Raw genomic sequence first — 15,273 nt, forward strand, 5'->3', positions numbered from 1 at the left:
GATCGCTCCTATCTTTCCTGGTTTGCCGACCTAAAAGATAGCCGATCCCGTCGCCGCCAACCCACATAGCATCTTGTTCCGGCAATCCATCGCGGTCCGGGTCTCGGTCTTTCCATGGAGCCCCAAAAGCTATGGGGGACAAGCCCGAGGGTGACGATATGAGTGGGAATGACTGTGGGAAGTTATTGAAATAAGAGCGCTTATTTCAATTCACATCCTCAAGCGACCTTGGCGGGGCGCAGCAGGAAGGCCGGGATATGATCGCCGAAGGCCGTCTCGCCCGGGGCAAGGCTGCCGCCCTTCGGCTTCCGGCTGCGGTCCTGCCGCGGCGGCTGGCTGTTCGCCGCCTTGGGCGTCGCCTCTTCGCCGTCGCTCGCCCGCGGCGTTCCCTCGAAGGGGACGACATCGCGCGCGCCTTGGTCTTCGCGGTCCTCCGCTGCGCTGCGTGAGCGCCTGGAGGGACGCCGGGAAGAACCGCGCCGCTCGCCCTCTTCGCCGCGGCCGCCGCGCCGGCGCCGTCCGCCACGCGAAGCCTCGCTGGCCCCGGCCTGCCAGCCGCCGACCTCGTCCAGGGTGACCTGGGGAATCTCTTTGCCGATCAACCGGACCACGGCGGAGAGGTATTTGCTCTCGTCCCTGAGCGCCAGAGTGAAGGCTTTGCCGCTGCGCCCGGCACGGCCGGTGCGCCCGATGCGGTGGATGTAGTCCTCGGAATTGGAGGGCACATCGAAGTTGAAGACATGAGAGACGGCGGGGATGTCCAGGCCGCGGGCCGCCACGTCGGAGCAGACCAGGAACTGGACGCTGCCGTCCTTGAAGGACTGCAGGGTGTCCATGCGCACCGGCTGAGCCATGTCGCCGTGCAGGGCGGCCACGGAAAAGCCGTGGCGTTGCATGGAGCGGAAGACGATATCCACGTCGCGCTTGCGGTTGCAGAACACCAGCGCCGACTTGACGTCTTCGCTGCGGATCAAGGCGCGCAGGGCGGCGCGCTTTTCCTTGGCCGCGCCGTCGACCTTGAGCAGGCCCTGGGTCACGGTCTCCGCGGCGGAGGTTGGCGGGTCCACCGAAATCTCTTTCGGGTTCATCAGGAAGCTGTCCGCCAGGCGCCGGATTTCCGGCGGCATGGTGGCGGAGAAGAACAGGGTCTGCCGGATCTTCGGCAGCAGGCCGACGATGCGCTCGACATCCGGCATGAAGCCCATGTCCAGCATGCGGTCGGCCTCGTCGATCACCAGGATCTTCACGTCGGCGAGCAGGATCTTGCCACGCTCGAAGAGGTCGATGAGGCGCCCCGGCGTGGCGATCAGCACGTCGACGCCACGGTCCAGCTTCTGCTCCTGCTCCACGAAGGAGGAGCCGCCGATGAGCAGCGCCATGGAGAGCTTGCCGTACTTGCCGTAAAGCTCGAAGTTCTCCGACACCTGGGCCGCCAGCTCGCGGGTCGGCGCGATGATCAGGGAGCGCGGCATCCGCGCCCGCGCGCGCCCGCGCGAAAGGATATCGATCATCGGAAGGGTGAAGGAGGCAGTCTTGCCGGTGCCGGTTTGGGCGCAGCCCAGGACATCGCGACCAATCAATACGACCGGGATGGCCTTTTCCTGAATCGGTGTCGGGGTGGTGTAACCGACTTCCTCGACAGCTTTCAGGACCTCTGGACTCAGTCCAAGATCTTCAAACGTCATGCAGCTCGTTGTCTTCTTGAAGTGCGAACGCCGATCGAATTCATCCATTCGCGGCTCGGGCGGATCATAAGAAAAACCGACAACATGTCAATCATTGGAAATCGTCGTCTTGAATTGGCCGGCAGTTCTCATTGTCCATTATAATAATGTTCCTATATCCTGGTCGTATTATGGTTAATATTTCTGATACGACGATAGTGCAGCCTGCGGTTGTCAGCAAAACGCTCGGGCTGCTTGTCGTTGATCTGCAGACGCGCTTGGCGCCGGCCATCCCGGAAAGCGCAGCGGTCGTGGCGCGAATCTCAAGGCTGCTGTCGGCGGCGGAGGCGGCGGGCCTTCCGGTTCTGGCGACCGAGCAATACTCGAAGGGCCTGGGCCCCACAGTTCCCGAGTTGCGCCGGCACGTGGCAGAGGAGTGCATCTTCGAGAAGACGGCGTTCGCCGCGCCGCGCGAGGGCGGTTTCCGCGATGTCCTCTCCGGGCTTGGCCTTCGGACGCTGATGGTCGCCGGGATGGAGGCGCATGTCTGTGTGCAGCAGACCGTGCTCTGCCTTCTTGAACAAGGCTTTGCCGTGCATCTCGTGGGCGATGCCGTCGCTTCCCGGGTGCCGCTGAACAAGGCGGTCGCCCTGCATCGCATGGCGGCGGCCGGGGCCCATATCACCGATACCGAAGCCGCGCTTGTCTGGCTCGGCGGGCTGCAATCCAACAGGCCACCCGCGCGACGGGCATAGGGCCTCCCGTCACCGCAATCACCCCGCTGTTCCCCTCGCAAGCAAAGAAAGAAACGATGGCTGAAAGACTTCCGCTCGCGCTGCTGCCCGGTCTGCTCTGCGATGCCGCCCTCTGGGAGCATCAGGTCGCCAGGCTCTCCGACATGGCCGACTGTTGGGTGGCGGACTTTACCACCCAGGATTCCGCCGAGGCCATGGTCGAGAGCGTCCTCGCGGCCATGCCGGAGCGCTTCTACCTGGCGGGGCTCTCCATGGGCGGCTATGTCGCGCTGGAGCTGATGGCCCGTGCGCCGGAGCGGGTCGAGAAGCTGGCGCTGATCGACACCCGGGCCCAGGGCGACACGGAGGAGCAGACGGCGCGCCGCCGCGGGCTGATCGAGCTGGCTCAGAAGGGGCAGTTCAAGGGCGTGACGCCACGCCTCCTGCCGCTGTTCATCCATCCCGACCGGATGGCGGACGAAGCCCTGACCGCTGTCGTCATGGGCATGGCCGAGCGGGTGGGCAAGGATGCTTTCCTGTCCCAGCAACGCGCCATCATGACCCGGCGCAGCCATACCGAGACCCTGGCCGGCATCACGGTGCCCACCCTGATCCTCTGTGGGCGGCAGGATGCGCTGACCCCGCTGGCCGACCACGAGGCCATGGCCGCGGCCATCGCCGGGTCGGAGCTGGTGGTGGTGGAGGACTGCGGCCACCTGGCCACCATCGAGCGGCCGGAGCCGGTCACCGCCGCCATGCGCCGCTGGCTTCAGGGCTGAGGACGACCGGCGGTCCGCGCGCTTGTTCCATGCGGTTAACGCATGGCCGGCTTGACGAAGAAGCGGGCGAGCCACCTTGACGCGGAGAGTTCGTTAGCGCACTTGCAGTCTGCCGCTGTTACCGGTTGTCGGAGTCTTCTTGGCGGACGTTGTGCCTCGGCAGAGGCAGCGCCGGCCGACTCCCCGCCGGGCAGGGGGTAGCGCGGAACTATTGGACGACAGACTCATGGATATTGCCCTCGACGCACCGGTCCGGGCGACCGTTGCAGTTGAAAAGAACAAGGCCGACACCTGGAGCGTCGGCTTCTACTTCATCGATGCCGACGGCCGCCGCGACCGGCGCTGCCTCGGCGTCTACGAGACCGACGCCGACGCCGCCCAGGCCGTCCGGCGCCTCTGGTTCGGGATGAGCCTGGAGAACGCCGCCTAAGGCGCTTTCCACTCACTTTAAATCGGAACCGACCTGCTGCTCTGTGCCGAGCATGGAGCAGTGGGCTTCCGGTCGCCTTCAATTGAATCGGCGCTGGAGCAGCATCACAAAGATGAAGCTCGCGCCGATGGACGCCGTGATGATGCCGATCGGCAGCTCCTGAGGGGCCAGCAGCACCCGCGCGACAAGGTCGCTCGACAGCAGCAGCAGCGCGCCGAAGAGGGCGGAGAGCAGGAGGTTCGCGCGGTGCAGCGGCCCGACCAGGGCGCGTGCCATGTGCGGCACCATCAGGCCCACGAAGCCGATCACCCCCGTCACCGACACGAAGATCGCCGTCGAGAACGCCGAGACCAGGAAGACCTCGAGGCGAAAGCGGCCTGCTTTCACGCCGAGGCTCGTGGCCGTCATCTCTCCGCCCAGCAGGGCATCAAGGTGGCGGTGCCGCAGGGCGGAGAATGCCGCCAGCGCGGCAAAGCCGAAGAACACCAGGGGCAGGTTCTCCCAGCGCGCCAGGCCGAGGCCGCCGAGGCTCCAGAACAGCACCGAATGGGCGGCCCGCTGGTCGCCGGCGAAGACCATGTAGTTGGTCACCGCGGTGAACAGGAAGGAGACCGCGAGCCCGGCCAGCACCAGCTTCTCGGGTCCCTGAAAGCCCATCCTGCGGACCAGCGCCAGAACGATCAGGGCCGCCAGCATGCCGCCGCAGAAGGCCGCCAGCGGCAGGGTCCAGATGCCGAGCCGGTCGCCGGTCACGGTGATGACGAACACCGCCCCGGCCGCGGCGCCGGAGGAGAGGCCGAAGAGAAAGGGATCGGCCAGGTCGTTGCGCGTCACGGTCTGCAGCAGGCAGCCCACCACACCGAGGCCCCCGCCGACGAGGATGGCGAGCAGGGCCCGCGGTGTGCGCAGGTCGATGACGATCCGGTCCACCGGCGTCGCCGCTGTGCCTTCCGCCAGTCCGAGCGCCCGGGCGAAGGCGGCCAGCAGATCCCCGAGCGCGATGGGTGTGGACCCCCAGCCGACGGACAGGAGCGCGAGTGCGGCAAGCCCCGCTACCCCTGCCGCGGCCGTAAAGGACAGACGGAACACAAGCCGATCAGAAGGCTTTGGGGTTCATCGCCTCTGCAATCTTGGCGATGGCGGCGATGTTGGCCGGGCCGGGAGTCAGTTCCTCATAGCGCAGCGCAACGAAACGCCCCGCTTTGACGGCATCGGTCTCCTTCATCGCCGGGTGGGTGCGCAGCCAGTCGAGAAGACCCTGAGCGCCGGTGCCCTGCTGATAGTCCAGCAGGATGAGGAACTGAGGGTTCGCCGCGGCGACCGCTTCCCACGAGGATCGTCCCCAACTGGTTTCCATGTCGCCGGTGACGTTGACGCCGCCGGCTGCTTCGATCATCGCGTTGATGATGGCGTATTTGCCCGCGGTGAAGGGTTTGTCCTCGCCTGAGTCGAAGAGGAACACCCGGGTCCCCTTTGCGTCACCGATCTTGGCGGTGATGTCGGCAAGCTGTGTTTTCCAGCCCTCCACCAGGGCTTCGGCCTCCGCCGTCTTGCCGAAAACCGTGCCCAGACGCAGAACGTCTTTGTAGAGCAGATCCATGGAGGCCGGCGGCTGGGACTTGTTGAGGTGGATGCAGCTCTCGGAAAGGATCAGGGTCTTGATCCCGTGGGCCGCCAGCGTGTCGGGGGTGACGTCCCCACCGGGCTTCATCCCATAGTACCAGCCGGCAAGGAACGCGTCCGGAGCGGCCGCCACCAGGGTTTCGACCGTCGGATACTTGGGCGCCAGTTCGGGGATGTCGCCTCTCTTGATCTCGAACTCCGGGCTAGTCTTGTACCAGCCGGAAATCCCGGTCACGCCCACCATCTTGTCCTGCAGGCCGAGCGCGAAAGCCATTTCGGACATGTTGATGTCGTGGACCACCAGGCGTTCGGGGCTCTTGTCGAAGGTCAGTTGCTCACCGCAGTTGTCGACGGTCACGGGAAAGGCCTGGGCCGATCCGGCAAACGCCAGGCTGAACAGCACCGGCATGAGGTACTTCATCGAAAGGCTCCTTCAGTTGGGGGTGGTGTGATTGCGGTCGACCGGGATATCCAGCACCGAGACCAGCCGGTTCTCCGTCGGGTGCGCCAGATGCAGGAAGTCGACGCCGAAGACCTGGCGCACGGCGCTGGTGGTCAGCACGTCTGCTGTCGCTCCGGCGGCCACCACATAGCCGCCGTTCATCAGCAGGGTGTGGCTGGCCAGTTTGGGGATCAGCGCCAGTTCATGCAGCACGCAGAGACAGGTGATCCCGCGGGCGGCGACCAGGGACAGCAGCGTGCCCTTGGCCTTCGGGTCCAGATGGTTGGTCGGTTCGTCGAGAAACAGGATGTCCGGTTCCTGGCACAGCGCCCGGGCGACCGACGCGCGCTGCAACTCGCCGCCGGAGATCCGGCCGAGCCGGCTCGCCTCCTTGCCCGCAAGCTGAAGATCGGCGATCGCGTCTTCGACCACGCGGTGGTGCGCCGCGCGGGAGACACTCGTCTTGTGCGGGATGCGCCCAAGGGCCACGTAGTCGTAGACCGTCAGGCGCCGGTCCGGTTCGTCCAGTTGTCCGACATAGGCGATGCGGCGGGCCCGCTCCAAGGGCGCGTAGCTGTCGAAGGGTTTGCCGGACAGGCGGAGCGCGCCTCTTGTCGGGGTCAGCAGCCCGGCGAGCATGCGCAGAAGCGTCGATTTGCCGGCGCCGTTGGGACCGGCAATCGCGACGATATCGCCGGCCCGGACGGTGACGCTGGCATTGCGGACAAGCGCGCGCCCGGACTCCCCGTGATAGGCAAGGCCCTCGGCCTGAAGCACAGCCGGATTGCCGGACGAATCCGTCATGGCGCGATTTCTCCATCGGCATTGGCGATGCTGCTGAGGGCGGGCACTCGGGCCAGCGTCTTTCCGGCAAGGGCGGGGGGGCGCTCCCCGGAGCGGGTCCAGCCGTTGGCAGAGGTCTCATAGAGCCTCGCAAAGGCGACGAGTGCATCGATGTCGTCGGCCGGGTCGATGTCGCCGAACAGGTAGGTGGCCTTGTCGCTGGCCTGGAAGGCGACGGTGCAGGGCCGGTTGCAGCCGGCCATGCAGGCAATACCGGAAACCGAGAAGCCCTGCGCAACACCGGACTGCGCTACAGGTCCGAGAGCTGTCCGCAGGCGCCTGATCAAATCCCAGCCGGGTGCCGATGCCGTCGGCACCGGCCGGCAGGTTGTGCAGACGGCAATACGATGGCTGCGATCGGATGATTGAGGAGGGGTCGCCATGGCCAGTTCTGGTCTTAGAGGAGGGACGAGAACTGAGTGGTTAAGCCCGAACAACCAACAGGGTAGATTCTGTATGCCATTCCAACCCTCGGAAACACCCCGTCCCGGTTTCAAACGCGGCGATGGCAGGTCTCCTGGCTCGCGGCTCATCGCTTCGCACCCGCCTTCCCGATCCTACCGGATCAGTGGCCTTATCGGGTGCACGCTCGCCGCTTACAGTTGCGGGGGCAGCCACGGCTTTGGTCGCGGATCGACGGACCGCACCGTGTTCCCTTTTCATCCGCCGTCCCGTTGAAACGGCGGAACCATCACTGCGCACTTTGGGGCAGTTCGATTGCGCTTGCAATCGATTTGACGTATCCGCGGCCGGGTCGGTCAGACCGGACAGTCTCAAGCAGATTGTGGAGAGAGTGTCTGCAGGGAGTACGCCACCCTTCGAGACGCGGTTCTACGAACCGCTCCTCAGGGTGAGGCAAGGTGTTGGACTGATTGGCCTCATGCTGAGGAGGCCCAACGGGCCGTCTCGAAGCACGAGGTCAATCACCAAACTGGCTCATTCAACAGCCTGCCAACAGCCTGCCAACAGCCTGTTATATGTCCAGCTCTTCGACGAAGCGGGCGTTTTCCTGGATGAAGGCGAAGCGCGCCTCCGGCTTGCGGCCCATCAGGCGCTCGATGATGTCGGCGGCCTTCTTTTCCTCCGCCGCCAGGCTCTTGTCGCCCTCGGTGGCCACCATCACCCGCAGCAGGGTGCGCTTGGCCGGGTCCATGGTGGTGTCCTTGAGCTGCCGGGCCGGCATCTCGCCCAGGCCCTTGAAGCGGCTGACGTCGATCTTGCCGCGGCCCTTGAAGTGGGACTTCATCAGCCGGTCCTTGTCGGGGTCGTCCATGGCATAGACGCTCTCGCTGCCCTGGGTCAGGCGGTAGAGCGGAGGCTGTGCCAGATAGAGGCGGCCGCTTTCGATGAGGCCGGGCATCTCCCGATAGAAGAAGGTGATCAGCAGCGAGGCGATGTGGGCGCCGTCCACATCGGCGTCGGTCATGATGATGATGCGCTCGTAGCGCAGCTTGTCGACATCGAAAGCGCCGCGGGTGCCGCAGCCCAGCGCCTGGCTGATATCGGCGATTTCCTGATTGGCCTTCAGCTTATCGGCCGAGGCGCTGGCGACATTGAGGATCTTGCCGCGCAGCGGCAGCACCGCCTGGCTCTCCCGGTTGCGTGCCTGCTTGGCCGAGCCGCCGGCGGAATCCCCCTCCACCAGAAAGATCTCGGTGCCTTCCGAACGGTTGCGGCTGCAGTCCGACAGCTTGCCGGGCAGGCGCAGCTTGCGGGTGGCGGTCTTGCGGGCCTGCTCCTTTTCCTGGCGTCGGCGCTGACGCTCCTCGGCCCGCTCGACGAAGCGCTCCATCAGCATCTTGGCGCGCTCCGGGTGGCCGGAGAGCCAGTGGTCGAAGTGATCCTTGATGGAGGTCTCGATCAGCCGTGTTGCCCCGGCGGTCGCCAGCTTCTCCTTGGTCTGGCCCTGGAACTGTGGATCGCGGATGAACAGCGACAGCATGGCGCTGGCGCCGCCGAGGATGTCGTCGGCGGTCACCTGGCCGGCCTTCTTGGTGCCGGTCAGTTCGCCATAGGCCTTTATGCTTTTCAGGAGGCCCGCGCGCAGCCCCGACTCGTGCGTACCGCCTTCGGGCGTCGGCACGGTGTTGCAGTAGGAGTTCAGGAAGCCGTTCTCGTCGGCCGGCCAGGAGATCGCCCACTCGACCCGGCCCTGCTCCTCAGGGAAGGCGGCCTCGCCGACGAAGGGGTCCGGCGTCAGGGTCTTGCGCTGCTTCAGGGTGGCGGCCAGGAAGTCGGAGAGGCCGTTCGGGAAGTGCAGCGAGTCCTTGTCCGGAACGCCGTCCTCTTTCTTGAGCAGCTTCTTGTCGCAGGACCAGCGGATCTCAACGCCGCGGTATAGATAGGCCTTGGAGCGCGCCATGCGATAGAGCTGGCCGGGGCGGAAGCTGGCCTCCTCGCCGAAGATCGAGGGGTCCGGGTGGAACAGGATCGTGGTGCCGCGCCGGTTGTTGACGGGCTTGCCCTTGGACAGCTTGTTCTTGGGCTTGCCCTTGCTGTAGGCCTGCTCGTAGAGCTTTTTGTCCCGCGCCACCTGGATGATCAGTTCGTCGGCCAGCGCGTTGACCACCGAGAGGCCGACGCCGTGCAGGCCGCCTGAGGTGGCATAGGCCTTCTGCGAGAACTTGGCACCGGAGTGCAGCGTGGTCAGGATCACCTCCAGCGCCGACTTGGGCTTGTACTTCGGGTGCGGGTCGACCGGGATGCCGCGGCCGTTGTCGGTGACCACCACCACGTTGCCTTCATGGAGCTCCAGCTCGATGCGGCTGGCGTGGCCGGCCACGGCCTCATCCATGGCATTGTCCAGCACTTCGGCGACCAGATGGTGCATCGCCCGTTCGTCGCTGCCGCCAATGTACATGCCGGGACGGCGCCGGACCGGCTCCAACCCTTCGAGGACTTCGATATCCTTCGCCGAGTATTTGTCCGGGGTCTTTTTCACTGCTGATTGGAAGAGGTCCGCCATCTTGGCCTATGCTTTGAGGAGAATCTTAAATTTCGGTAACCGAGGTGACGCCCTGAAGGCTGCGCCACGGGAGAGAATCGGCCTATAGAGTATGGTACCTGATGTTTACCCCCGATATCTAGTTGCCCCCGGCATCGCTTCGCGAGGTAATCCGACTCGCTGCGGGGATGGCCGGTCCCAGTATCTATGTCCAGGGAGGGGACAAGTCCATGTCTTACACTGATGCCGTCTAGCGGCTCCGATACGCCGGCCAGCCCGCGCGGCGAACTGGCGACCCGTACCCTGACCATGCCGGCCGATGCCAACCCCAGCGGTGACATCTTCGGCGGCTGGGTGCTCTCGCAGATGGACATCGCCGGCGGCATCACCGCCGGGGCCCGGTCCGTCGGGCGGGTGGCCACCGTCGCCATCGATGCCATGACCTTTCATCGGCCGGTTTTCGTCGGCGACGTGCTCTGCACCTATGCTGACATCATCCGGGTCGGGCGCAGCTCCATGGCCATCCATATCGAGGCCTGGGCCCTGCGCGGACGCATGGGCGAGCGGGTCAAGGTGACCGAAGGCACCTTCACCTTCGTCGCCATCGACGAGTCCGGCAAGCCGCGCCCGGTGCCGGAGCAGGGGGCCGGATGAGACGCCTCTGCCTTTGCCTGCTCATGATGGTGGGGACGGTTGGGGCCGCAATGGCCGGTGAGGCCGATGTGGTGGGTGCCGAGGCGGTGCGGGAAGGGGACGGTACCTGGCGCTTCCGCGTCACCGTGCGCCATGCCGACGAGGGCTGGGACCACTATGCCGACCGCTGGCAGGTGGTGGCGCCGGACGGACGGGTGCTGGGCACCCGCGTGCTGCTGCATCCCCATGAGACCGAGCAGCCCTTCACCCGCTCACTGGGCGGCGTAAGCATCCCCGACGGCATCGACCGGGTGATCATCCGCGCCCACGATTCCGTGCACGGGGACGGCGGTGCCGAGATCGAGGTGGAGCTGTCGCCCTGAGGTCTTCGGCGCTGTCAGGTCACGCGATCAGCTTGCGCCACAACCCGAAGGGCGCCCCCGGTTCCTCCCGCGCGACCCAGCGATAGGCCAGGCGCTGCCAGGGCTCGACGCGGCGGCGGCGGTTGTCGAGCGCATAGACGCCCTTGTCGCTGTGGACCAGCAGCACCGCATGACCCTGGCCGTTCTGCAGGCGGCAGGCGGCGAGGGTCAGGGCCGAGCGGGGCCAGCCATGATCGTTGCACAGCGCAGCCAGCTTGCTGATGGCGAAGTCCTCGCAGTCGCCTTCGGACACGGCGATCTGCCAGCGGTCGGAGCCGTCCGGGCGGAAGCGGATCAGCCGATTGATCCGCTCCTGAACCTGCGCCAGTTCGCTTTCGCGCTCGCGGGTCAGTGTGATGGGGCTGAGCGTATGGGCGGCGGGATCGAGATCCGGGTGTTGCCTGATCAGCTCAAACCAGGCCGCCGGCGCGGCACGGAAGCCGGCGGCTTGCATGTCGCTTGAGAGCGGCAGGGGTGGCGGGAGCGAAGTGCGATTGGCCAGCGCCGCGGAGGGCAGGGCACAGCCGGCGGCGAGGCCTGCGAAGGCGCCCAGCAGGCTGCGCCGGCTCAGGCCAGGGTACGGCTTGCAAAGACCGAGGGGGGAGGGTTTGGGGGACACGCTGAACTCCGAGCAAAGAGATCGATGACCGGAGTTCTACAGGTATTACTGTGTTTGAATGGTGGATTATTAGAGTTGATTTTGTGCAAATTAAATAAGAAAGGCGTGTTATTTGTTTTTTATTAACTATTAATTAGGGATTATCGGAATACGTTAGTTTAATATTTACAAACTGTAAATAAATCAGGGAATAGATCCCTGATGGTGCCGATGGCGGCACCAATGGTGTAGAGACCCTCCGGCCCCACTGTCATTTTCAAGCTACAGGCTGGTTCTAGGGCCCCGGACTCACCTGATCATCGGCCTCCTCGGCGGCGCGCCGGTTGGTCACCGTGAGGCTGAGACGCTCCGGCGCGATGGCCAGGCGCGGCGGGATCGGCCGCGCTTCGGCCGTGGTGATCCAGGCGACCTCCGTTGCCCGCGGGAACGCGGCGATGCTGAGGACAAGACAAACGACAACCAGGAGACCGTGCCAGGCGAGGCGTATCGACATAACGAGACTGAACCACATCAAGAAAACACGATCGCTTTATAAGGAATGTCTTGTGGTTCGGGCGTGATCTCTTGGCGGCAGAAATATGCTTTAAATAAAGTCGTTCTGTGATTTCGCGTGTTCTTTTACTTTTCCTTAACCACATAAGCGATCGACAGAAAGAAAAACCCCGCCGAGCCTCGCCCGGCGGGGTTGTTTCGGTCTGCTGCGCCCTTGATCGGACGCGCAGCGCCTGCGGAGTGGGAGGCCCGTCAGGCGGAGTAGTACATCTTGAACTCCACCGGGTGCGGGGAGTGCTCGAACTGATAGACCTCTTCCCACTTCAGGTCGATGTAGCCTGCGATCTGGTCCTTGCTGAAGACGTCGCCGGCCAGCAGGAACTCGTGGTCCGCTTCCAGGCAGGCGACGGCCTCGCGCAGGGAGCCGCAGACCGTCGGAACGTCGGCCAATTCCTCTGGCGGCAGGTCGTAGAGGTCCTTGTCCATGGGATCGCCGGGATGGATCTTGTTCTTGATGCCGTCCAGGCCGGCCATGAGCATCGCCGAGAAGGCGAGGTAGGGGTTGGCCGTGGGATCGGGGAAGCGCACTTCGACGCGCTTGGCCTTGGGGCTGTCGCCATAGGGAATGCGGCAGGAGGCCGAACGGTTGCGCGCCGAGTAGGCCAGCAGGACCGGCGCCTCGAAGCCGGGGATCAACCGCTTGTAGCTGTTGGTCGAGGGGTTGGTGAAGGCGTTGATGGTCTTGGCGTGCTTGATGATGCCGCCGATGTAGTGGAGGCAGGTTTCCGACAGGCCCGCATAGCTGTCGCCGGCGAACAGCGGATTGCCGTCCTTCCAGATGGACTGGTGCGTGTGCATGCCCGAGCCGTTGTCCTCGGCCACCGGCTTCGGCATGAAGGTCGCCGACTTGCCGTACTGGTGGGCCACCTGATGGACGACGTACTTGTAGATCTGCAGCTGGTCGGCGGCCTGCACCAGGGGTGCGAACTTCATGCCCAGTTCATGCTGCGAGGGGGCGACTTCGTGGTGGTGCTTTTCGATGGACAGGCCCATCTCGCCCATGACCTTCAGCATCTCGGCGCGCAGGTCCATGCCGGAGTCCACCGGCGGCACCGGGAAGTAGCCGCCCTTGATCCCCGGGCGGTGGCCCAGGTTGCCGTTCTCGAAGACCGATCCGGTGTTGTAGGGGCCTTCCTCGGAGTCCAGGAAATAGAAGGTCTGGTTCTGGGAGACGTCGAAGCGCACGTCGTCGAAGACGAAGAACTCGGCCTCCGGTCCCCAGAAGCACTGATCGCCGATGCCCGAGGCCTTCAGGTAGTTCTCGGCGCGCACTGCCGTCGAGCGCGGGTCGCGATGGTAGAGCTGGCCGGTCGAGGGCTCGACGATGTTGCAGAAGAGAATGAGCTGCGGAAGGTTGGAGAAGGGGTCCATCACCGCGGTGCTGAGATCCGGCTGCAGGATCATGTCGGACTCGTTGATCGCTTTCCAGCCGGCGATCGAAGACCCGTCGAACATGACGCCTTCGGTCAGCGCGTCGTCGTCCACTGCGTCGACATGGATCGCCAGGTGCTGCCACTTGCCGCGCGGATCGGTGAAGCGGTAGTCGACATAAACGACGTTGTTCTCTTTGATCATCTCGAGGATGGTTTTTGCGTCTGACATGGATGCTCTTTCCGTTCTCTTGGACTTTGTGATTGAAAACCTGATGACCGCCCGCAGATCCCGGGGCCCCAGCGGCCCCGGACAGTCCGGCAGGCGGGCCTAGACCGCCGCCGCGCCGCGCTCTCCGGTGCGGATGCGGATCGACTCATCGATGGCGCTGACGAAGATCTTTCCATCGCCAATGCGACCGGTGTGTGCGGCCTGTTGGATCGCCTCGACGGCGCGCTCGACCAAGTCGTCCTCGAGGACGACTTCAACCTTCACCTTGGGAAGGAAATCGACGACGTATTCCGCACCGCGGTAGAGCTCGGTGTGGCCTTTCTGGCGGCCGAACCCCTTGGCTTCGGTGACAGTGATGCCTTTGATGCCGACTTCGTGCAGGGCTTCCTTCACTTCGTCGAGCTTGAACGGCTTGATGATCGCTTCGATCTTTTTCATCGCGTACTGGGGCCTCGCATTTGGTACTGGTGACAATCCGGCAAACCTCTGCCCATTGGCCGCCTAAGCAGGACGCGTGCCAACCGGGAGGCCGCTGAGAAGATCCGGGATTCCCGGACGGCGGGCCCGCGAAATTCGACTGTAGACGTGCGATCTCTGCCTATTTTTTAGGCGGTATGAGCAAATTCCGGTCAGGCGGCGCCGGTTTGTCTGGCGTCCAGGTGAGTGCCGATCCGCTCCAGCGCCAGGCGGATGTTCTCCAGGGAATTGGCGTAGGAGAGCCGCAGGTAGCCCTCGCCGAAGCGCCCGAAGGAGGTGCCGGCGATGGTGGCCACCCCGGCCTCTTCCAGCAGTTCCAATTCCAGGGTCTTTGCCGGAATGCGGGTGCCGGAGATGTTGGGGAAGGCGTAGAAGGCGCCGGTCGGCTCCACGCAGGAGACCCCGGGCAGGGCGTTGAGGGCCCCGTGGATGGCCCGGCGCCGCACGTCGAAGGCCGCCATCATCTCCGCCACCGCGTCCTGCGGCCCGCGCAGGGCGGCGATGCCGGCGTACTGCGCCGCCGCGTTGACGCAGGAATGACAATTGATGGCGAGCCGCGTTGCGGTTTCGGCCAGCGCCGTGGGCCAGACCGCAAAGCCGAGGCGCCAGCCGGTCATTGCATAGGTCTTGCTCCAGCCGTCCAGCATGATCACCCGCTCGCGGATCTCCGGGTACTGCAGCAGGCTGACGTGCTCGCGCCCGTCGTAAAGCATCTGGCTGTAGATCTCGTCTGAGAGAATCGCGACCTGCGGATGCTCGGCGAGGCCTTCGACCAGCCGCTCCACCTCCTCGCGCGGGGTCACGCCCCCGGTGGGGTTGGCGGGGCTGTTGATGATGATCAGCCGGGTGTTGGGCGTGATCGACTGCAGCACCGCCTCGGCGGAGAAGGCAAAACCCTTCTCCTCGGAGAGTTCGATTGGGACCGCCTTAGCCCCGGAAAAGTTGATCACCGACTCATAGATGGGAAAGCCGGGGTTCGGATAGAGGATCTCGGCCCCCGGCTCGCCGAACATCAGCACGGCGAAGAACATGGTCACCTTGCCGCCGGGAACCACCACCACCTGGCCGGGATCGATCTGCACGCGATGGCGCAGTTCCAGATCCTCCGCCACGGCTTCGCGCAGTTCCAGAATTCCGTTGGCCGGCGTGTAGCCGTGGTGTCCGTCGCGCAGGGCCTTCACCGCCGCTTCGACGACATGCTCGGGCGTTTGGAAGTCAGGCTGTCCGATCCCCAGGTTGATGATCGACTTGCCCTGCAGTTCCAGTTGCTTGGCCCGCGCCAGCACTTCAAAGGCGCTCTCGGTGCCGAGCCGCCCGATGGCTGTGGCCAGTTGACGCATCTCCGCCATTCCCTTTCTTATGTGCCCGGATCTCCAGGCGGCAGCACACTAAGGCAGGGGCATACAAGGCGGCAAGCCGGACCCTCGTTCGTGTCTGCCGGTCTCGTGAGGTGCCGCCGTCTCGGCGGGTATCTCCCGGCGTATTCGTCTTGCGCGTTACAGAGCGATG

The 15,273-nt window shown here is 64.8% G+C and carries 16 protein-coding genes and 1 riboswitch; of the genes, 5 read left to right on the top strand and 11 right to left on the bottom strand.

What is annotated here, in order from left to right:
• Positions 1 to 218: 218 nt before the first annotated feature.
• On the bottom strand, positions 219 to 1,685 hold the full coding sequence (locus tag Q0996_RS03755; protein ID WP_299616146.1) for a DEAD/DEAH box helicase: 1,467 nt from the start codon (positions 1,683 to 1,685) through the stop codon (positions 219 to 221).
• Between the two features lie 170 nt (positions 1,686 to 1,855).
• On the opposite strand from Q0996_RS03755, the gene Q0996_RS03760 reads away from it, so the two are divergent.
• From Q0996_RS03760 to Q0996_RS03770, 3 genes are all read left to right on the top strand, one after another.
• Positions 1,856 to 2,419, top strand: coding sequence for an isochorismatase family protein (locus tag Q0996_RS03760; protein WP_299616148.1), 564 nt, complete (start codon positions 1,856 to 1,858; stop codon positions 2,417 to 2,419).
• Positions 2,420 to 2,475: 56 nt separating this feature from the next.
• Entirely contained in the window at positions 2,476 to 3,177 is a 702-nt protein-coding gene (locus Q0996_RS03765) for an alpha/beta fold hydrolase (protein WP_299616150.1), read from the top strand.
• A 226-nt stretch (positions 3,178 to 3,403) separates the two neighbouring features.
• Entirely contained in the window at positions 3,404 to 3,607 is a 204-nt protein-coding gene (locus Q0996_RS03770) for a hypothetical protein (RefSeq protein ID WP_299616152.1), read from the top strand.
• 78 nt (positions 3,608 to 3,685) lie between these two features.
• Here Q0996_RS03770 and Q0996_RS03775 read toward each other — a convergent pair whose 3' ends face one another.
• The 5 genes from Q0996_RS03775 to parE all read right to left on the bottom strand — a co-directional run bounded on the left by Q0996_RS03775 (position 3,686) and on the right by parE (position 9,480).
• Complete coding sequence (locus tag Q0996_RS03775) at positions 3,686 to 4,696, bottom strand: iron ABC transporter permease (RefSeq protein WP_322096633.1); 1,011 nt, start codon at positions 4,694 to 4,696, stop codon at positions 3,686 to 3,688.
• Positions 4,697 to 4,703: 7 nt separating this feature from the next.
• Positions 4,704 to 5,651, bottom strand: coding sequence for an ABC transporter substrate-binding protein (locus Q0996_RS03780; protein ID WP_299616154.1), 948 nt, complete (start codon positions 5,649 to 5,651; stop codon positions 4,704 to 4,706).
• Positions 5,652 to 5,663: 12 nt separating this feature from the next.
• The gene (locus Q0996_RS03785) at positions 5,664 to 6,476 is read right to left on the bottom strand and encodes an ABC transporter ATP-binding protein (protein WP_299616155.1); all 813 of its coding nucleotides are present in this window, start codon (positions 6,474 to 6,476) and stop codon (positions 5,664 to 5,666) included.
• Positions 6,473 to 7,048, bottom strand: a complete 576-nt coding sequence (locus Q0996_RS03790; RefSeq protein ID WP_322096634.1) for a DUF1636 family protein — start codon at positions 7,046 to 7,048, stop codon at positions 6,473 to 6,475. The genes Q0996_RS03785 and Q0996_RS03790 overlap by 4 nt, the downstream gene beginning before the upstream one ends.
• A riboswitch (cobalamin riboswitch) is annotated at positions 7,005 to 7,223 on the bottom strand. (Overlaps the previous gene by 44 nt.)
• A 265-nt stretch (positions 7,224 to 7,488) precedes the next feature.
• Positions 7,489 to 9,480, bottom strand: a complete 1,992-nt coding sequence (parE, locus tag Q0996_RS03795; RefSeq protein WP_299616159.1) for a DNA topoisomerase IV subunit B — start codon at positions 9,478 to 9,480, stop codon at positions 7,489 to 7,491.
• Positions 9,481 to 9,702: 222 nt separating this feature from the next.
• On the opposite strand from parE, the gene Q0996_RS03800 reads away from it, so the two are divergent.
• Both Q0996_RS03800 and Q0996_RS03805 read left to right on the top strand, forming a co-directional pair.
• Positions 9,703 to 10,113: an acyl-CoA thioesterase gene (locus Q0996_RS03800; RefSeq protein WP_299616160.1), complete on the top strand. Its 411-nt coding sequence runs from the start codon at positions 9,703 to 9,705 to the stop codon at positions 10,111 to 10,113.
• Positions 10,110 to 10,475: a hypothetical protein gene (locus Q0996_RS03805; protein WP_299616162.1), complete on the top strand. Its 366-nt coding sequence runs from the start codon at positions 10,110 to 10,112 to the stop codon at positions 10,473 to 10,475. The genes Q0996_RS03800 and Q0996_RS03805 overlap by 4 nt, the downstream gene beginning before the upstream one ends.
• A 19-nt stretch (positions 10,476 to 10,494) precedes the next feature.
• On the opposite strand, the gene Q0996_RS03810 is transcribed toward Q0996_RS03805, so the two are convergent.
• The 5 genes from Q0996_RS03810 to Q0996_RS03830 form a co-directional block, all read right to left on the bottom strand.
• Complete coding sequence (locus tag Q0996_RS03810) at positions 10,495 to 11,133, bottom strand: transglutaminase-like cysteine peptidase (protein ID WP_299616164.1); 639 nt, start codon at positions 11,131 to 11,133, stop codon at positions 10,495 to 10,497.
• A 274-nt stretch (positions 11,134 to 11,407) separates the two neighbouring features.
• Complete coding sequence (locus Q0996_RS03815) at positions 11,408 to 11,626, bottom strand: hypothetical protein (protein WP_299616166.1); 219 nt, start codon at positions 11,624 to 11,626, stop codon at positions 11,408 to 11,410.
• A 251-nt stretch (positions 11,627 to 11,877) separates the two neighbouring features.
• On the bottom strand, positions 11,878 to 13,287 hold the full coding sequence (gene glnA / locus Q0996_RS03820) for a type I glutamate--ammonia ligase (RefSeq protein ID WP_299616168.1): 1,410 nt from the start codon (positions 13,285 to 13,287) through the stop codon (positions 11,878 to 11,880).
• Between the two features lie 99 nt (positions 13,288 to 13,386).
• Positions 13,387 to 13,725 carry a P-II family nitrogen regulator gene (locus tag Q0996_RS03825; protein ID WP_299616170.1) on the bottom strand — a complete coding sequence of 113 codons (339 nt, stop codon included), beginning with the start codon at positions 13,723 to 13,725 and terminating at the stop codon, positions 13,387 to 13,389.
• Between the two features lie 191 nt (positions 13,726 to 13,916).
• Complete coding sequence (locus Q0996_RS03830; RefSeq protein ID WP_322096635.1) at positions 13,917 to 15,113, bottom strand: pyridoxal phosphate-dependent aminotransferase; 1,197 nt, start codon at positions 15,111 to 15,113, stop codon at positions 13,917 to 13,919.
• Positions 15,114 to 15,273 lie beyond the last annotated feature (160 nt).

It is taken from the genome of Pelagibius sp. (genome assembly GCF_028289705.1).
Lineage (GTDB): Bacteria > Pseudomonadota > Alphaproteobacteria > Kiloniellales > Kiloniellaceae > Pelagibius.

Excerpts from the sequence above, each read along its gene's own strand:
- Q0996_RS03755 (WP_299616146.1), bottom strand. The coding sequence starts at position 1,685 with ATGACGTTTGAAGATCTTGGACTGAGTCCAGAGGTCCTGAAAGCTGTC.
- Q0996_RS03760 (WP_299616148.1), top strand. The coding sequence starts at position 1,856 with ATGGTTAATATTTCTGATACGACGATAGTGCAGCCTGCGGTTGTCAGC.
- Q0996_RS03765 (WP_299616150.1), top strand. The coding sequence starts at position 2,476 with ATGGCTGAAAGACTTCCGCTCGCGCTGCTGCCCGGTCTGCTCTGCGAT.
- Q0996_RS03770 (WP_299616152.1), top strand. The coding sequence starts at position 3,404 with ATGGATATTGCCCTCGACGCACCGGTCCGGGCGACCGTTGCAGTTGAA.
- Q0996_RS03780 (WP_299616154.1), bottom strand. The coding sequence starts at position 5,651 with ATGAAGTACCTCATGCCGGTGCTGTTCAGCCTGGCGTTTGCCGGATCG.
- Q0996_RS03785 (WP_299616155.1), bottom strand. The coding sequence starts at position 6,476 with ATGACGGATTCGTCCGGCAATCCGGCTGTGCTTCAGGCCGAGGGCCTT.
- Q0996_RS03790 (WP_322096634.1), bottom strand. The coding sequence starts at position 7,048 with ATGAGCCGCGAGCCAGGAGACCTGCCATCGCCGCGTTTGAAACCGGGA.
- parE (WP_299616159.1), bottom strand. The coding sequence starts at position 9,480 with ATGGCGGACCTCTTCCAATCAGCAGTGAAAAAGACCCCGGACAAATAC.
- Q0996_RS03800 (WP_299616160.1), top strand. The coding sequence starts at position 9,703 with ATGCCGTCTAGCGGCTCCGATACGCCGGCCAGCCCGCGCGGCGAACTG.
- Q0996_RS03805 (WP_299616162.1), top strand. The coding sequence starts at position 10,110 with ATGAGACGCCTCTGCCTTTGCCTGCTCATGATGGTGGGGACGGTTGGG.
- Q0996_RS03815 (WP_299616166.1), bottom strand. The coding sequence starts at position 11,626 with ATGTCGATACGCCTCGCCTGGCACGGTCTCCTGGTTGTCGTTTGTCTT.
- glnA (WP_299616168.1), bottom strand. The coding sequence starts at position 13,287 with ATGTCAGACGCAAAAACCATCCTCGAGATGATCAAAGAGAACAACGTC.
- Q0996_RS03825 (WP_299616170.1), bottom strand. The coding sequence starts at position 13,725 with ATGAAAAAGATCGAAGCGATCATCAAGCCGTTCAAGCTCGACGAAGTG.
- Q0996_RS03830 (WP_322096635.1), bottom strand. The coding sequence starts at position 15,113 with ATGGCGGAGATGCGTCAACTGGCCACAGCCATCGGGCGGCTCGGCACC.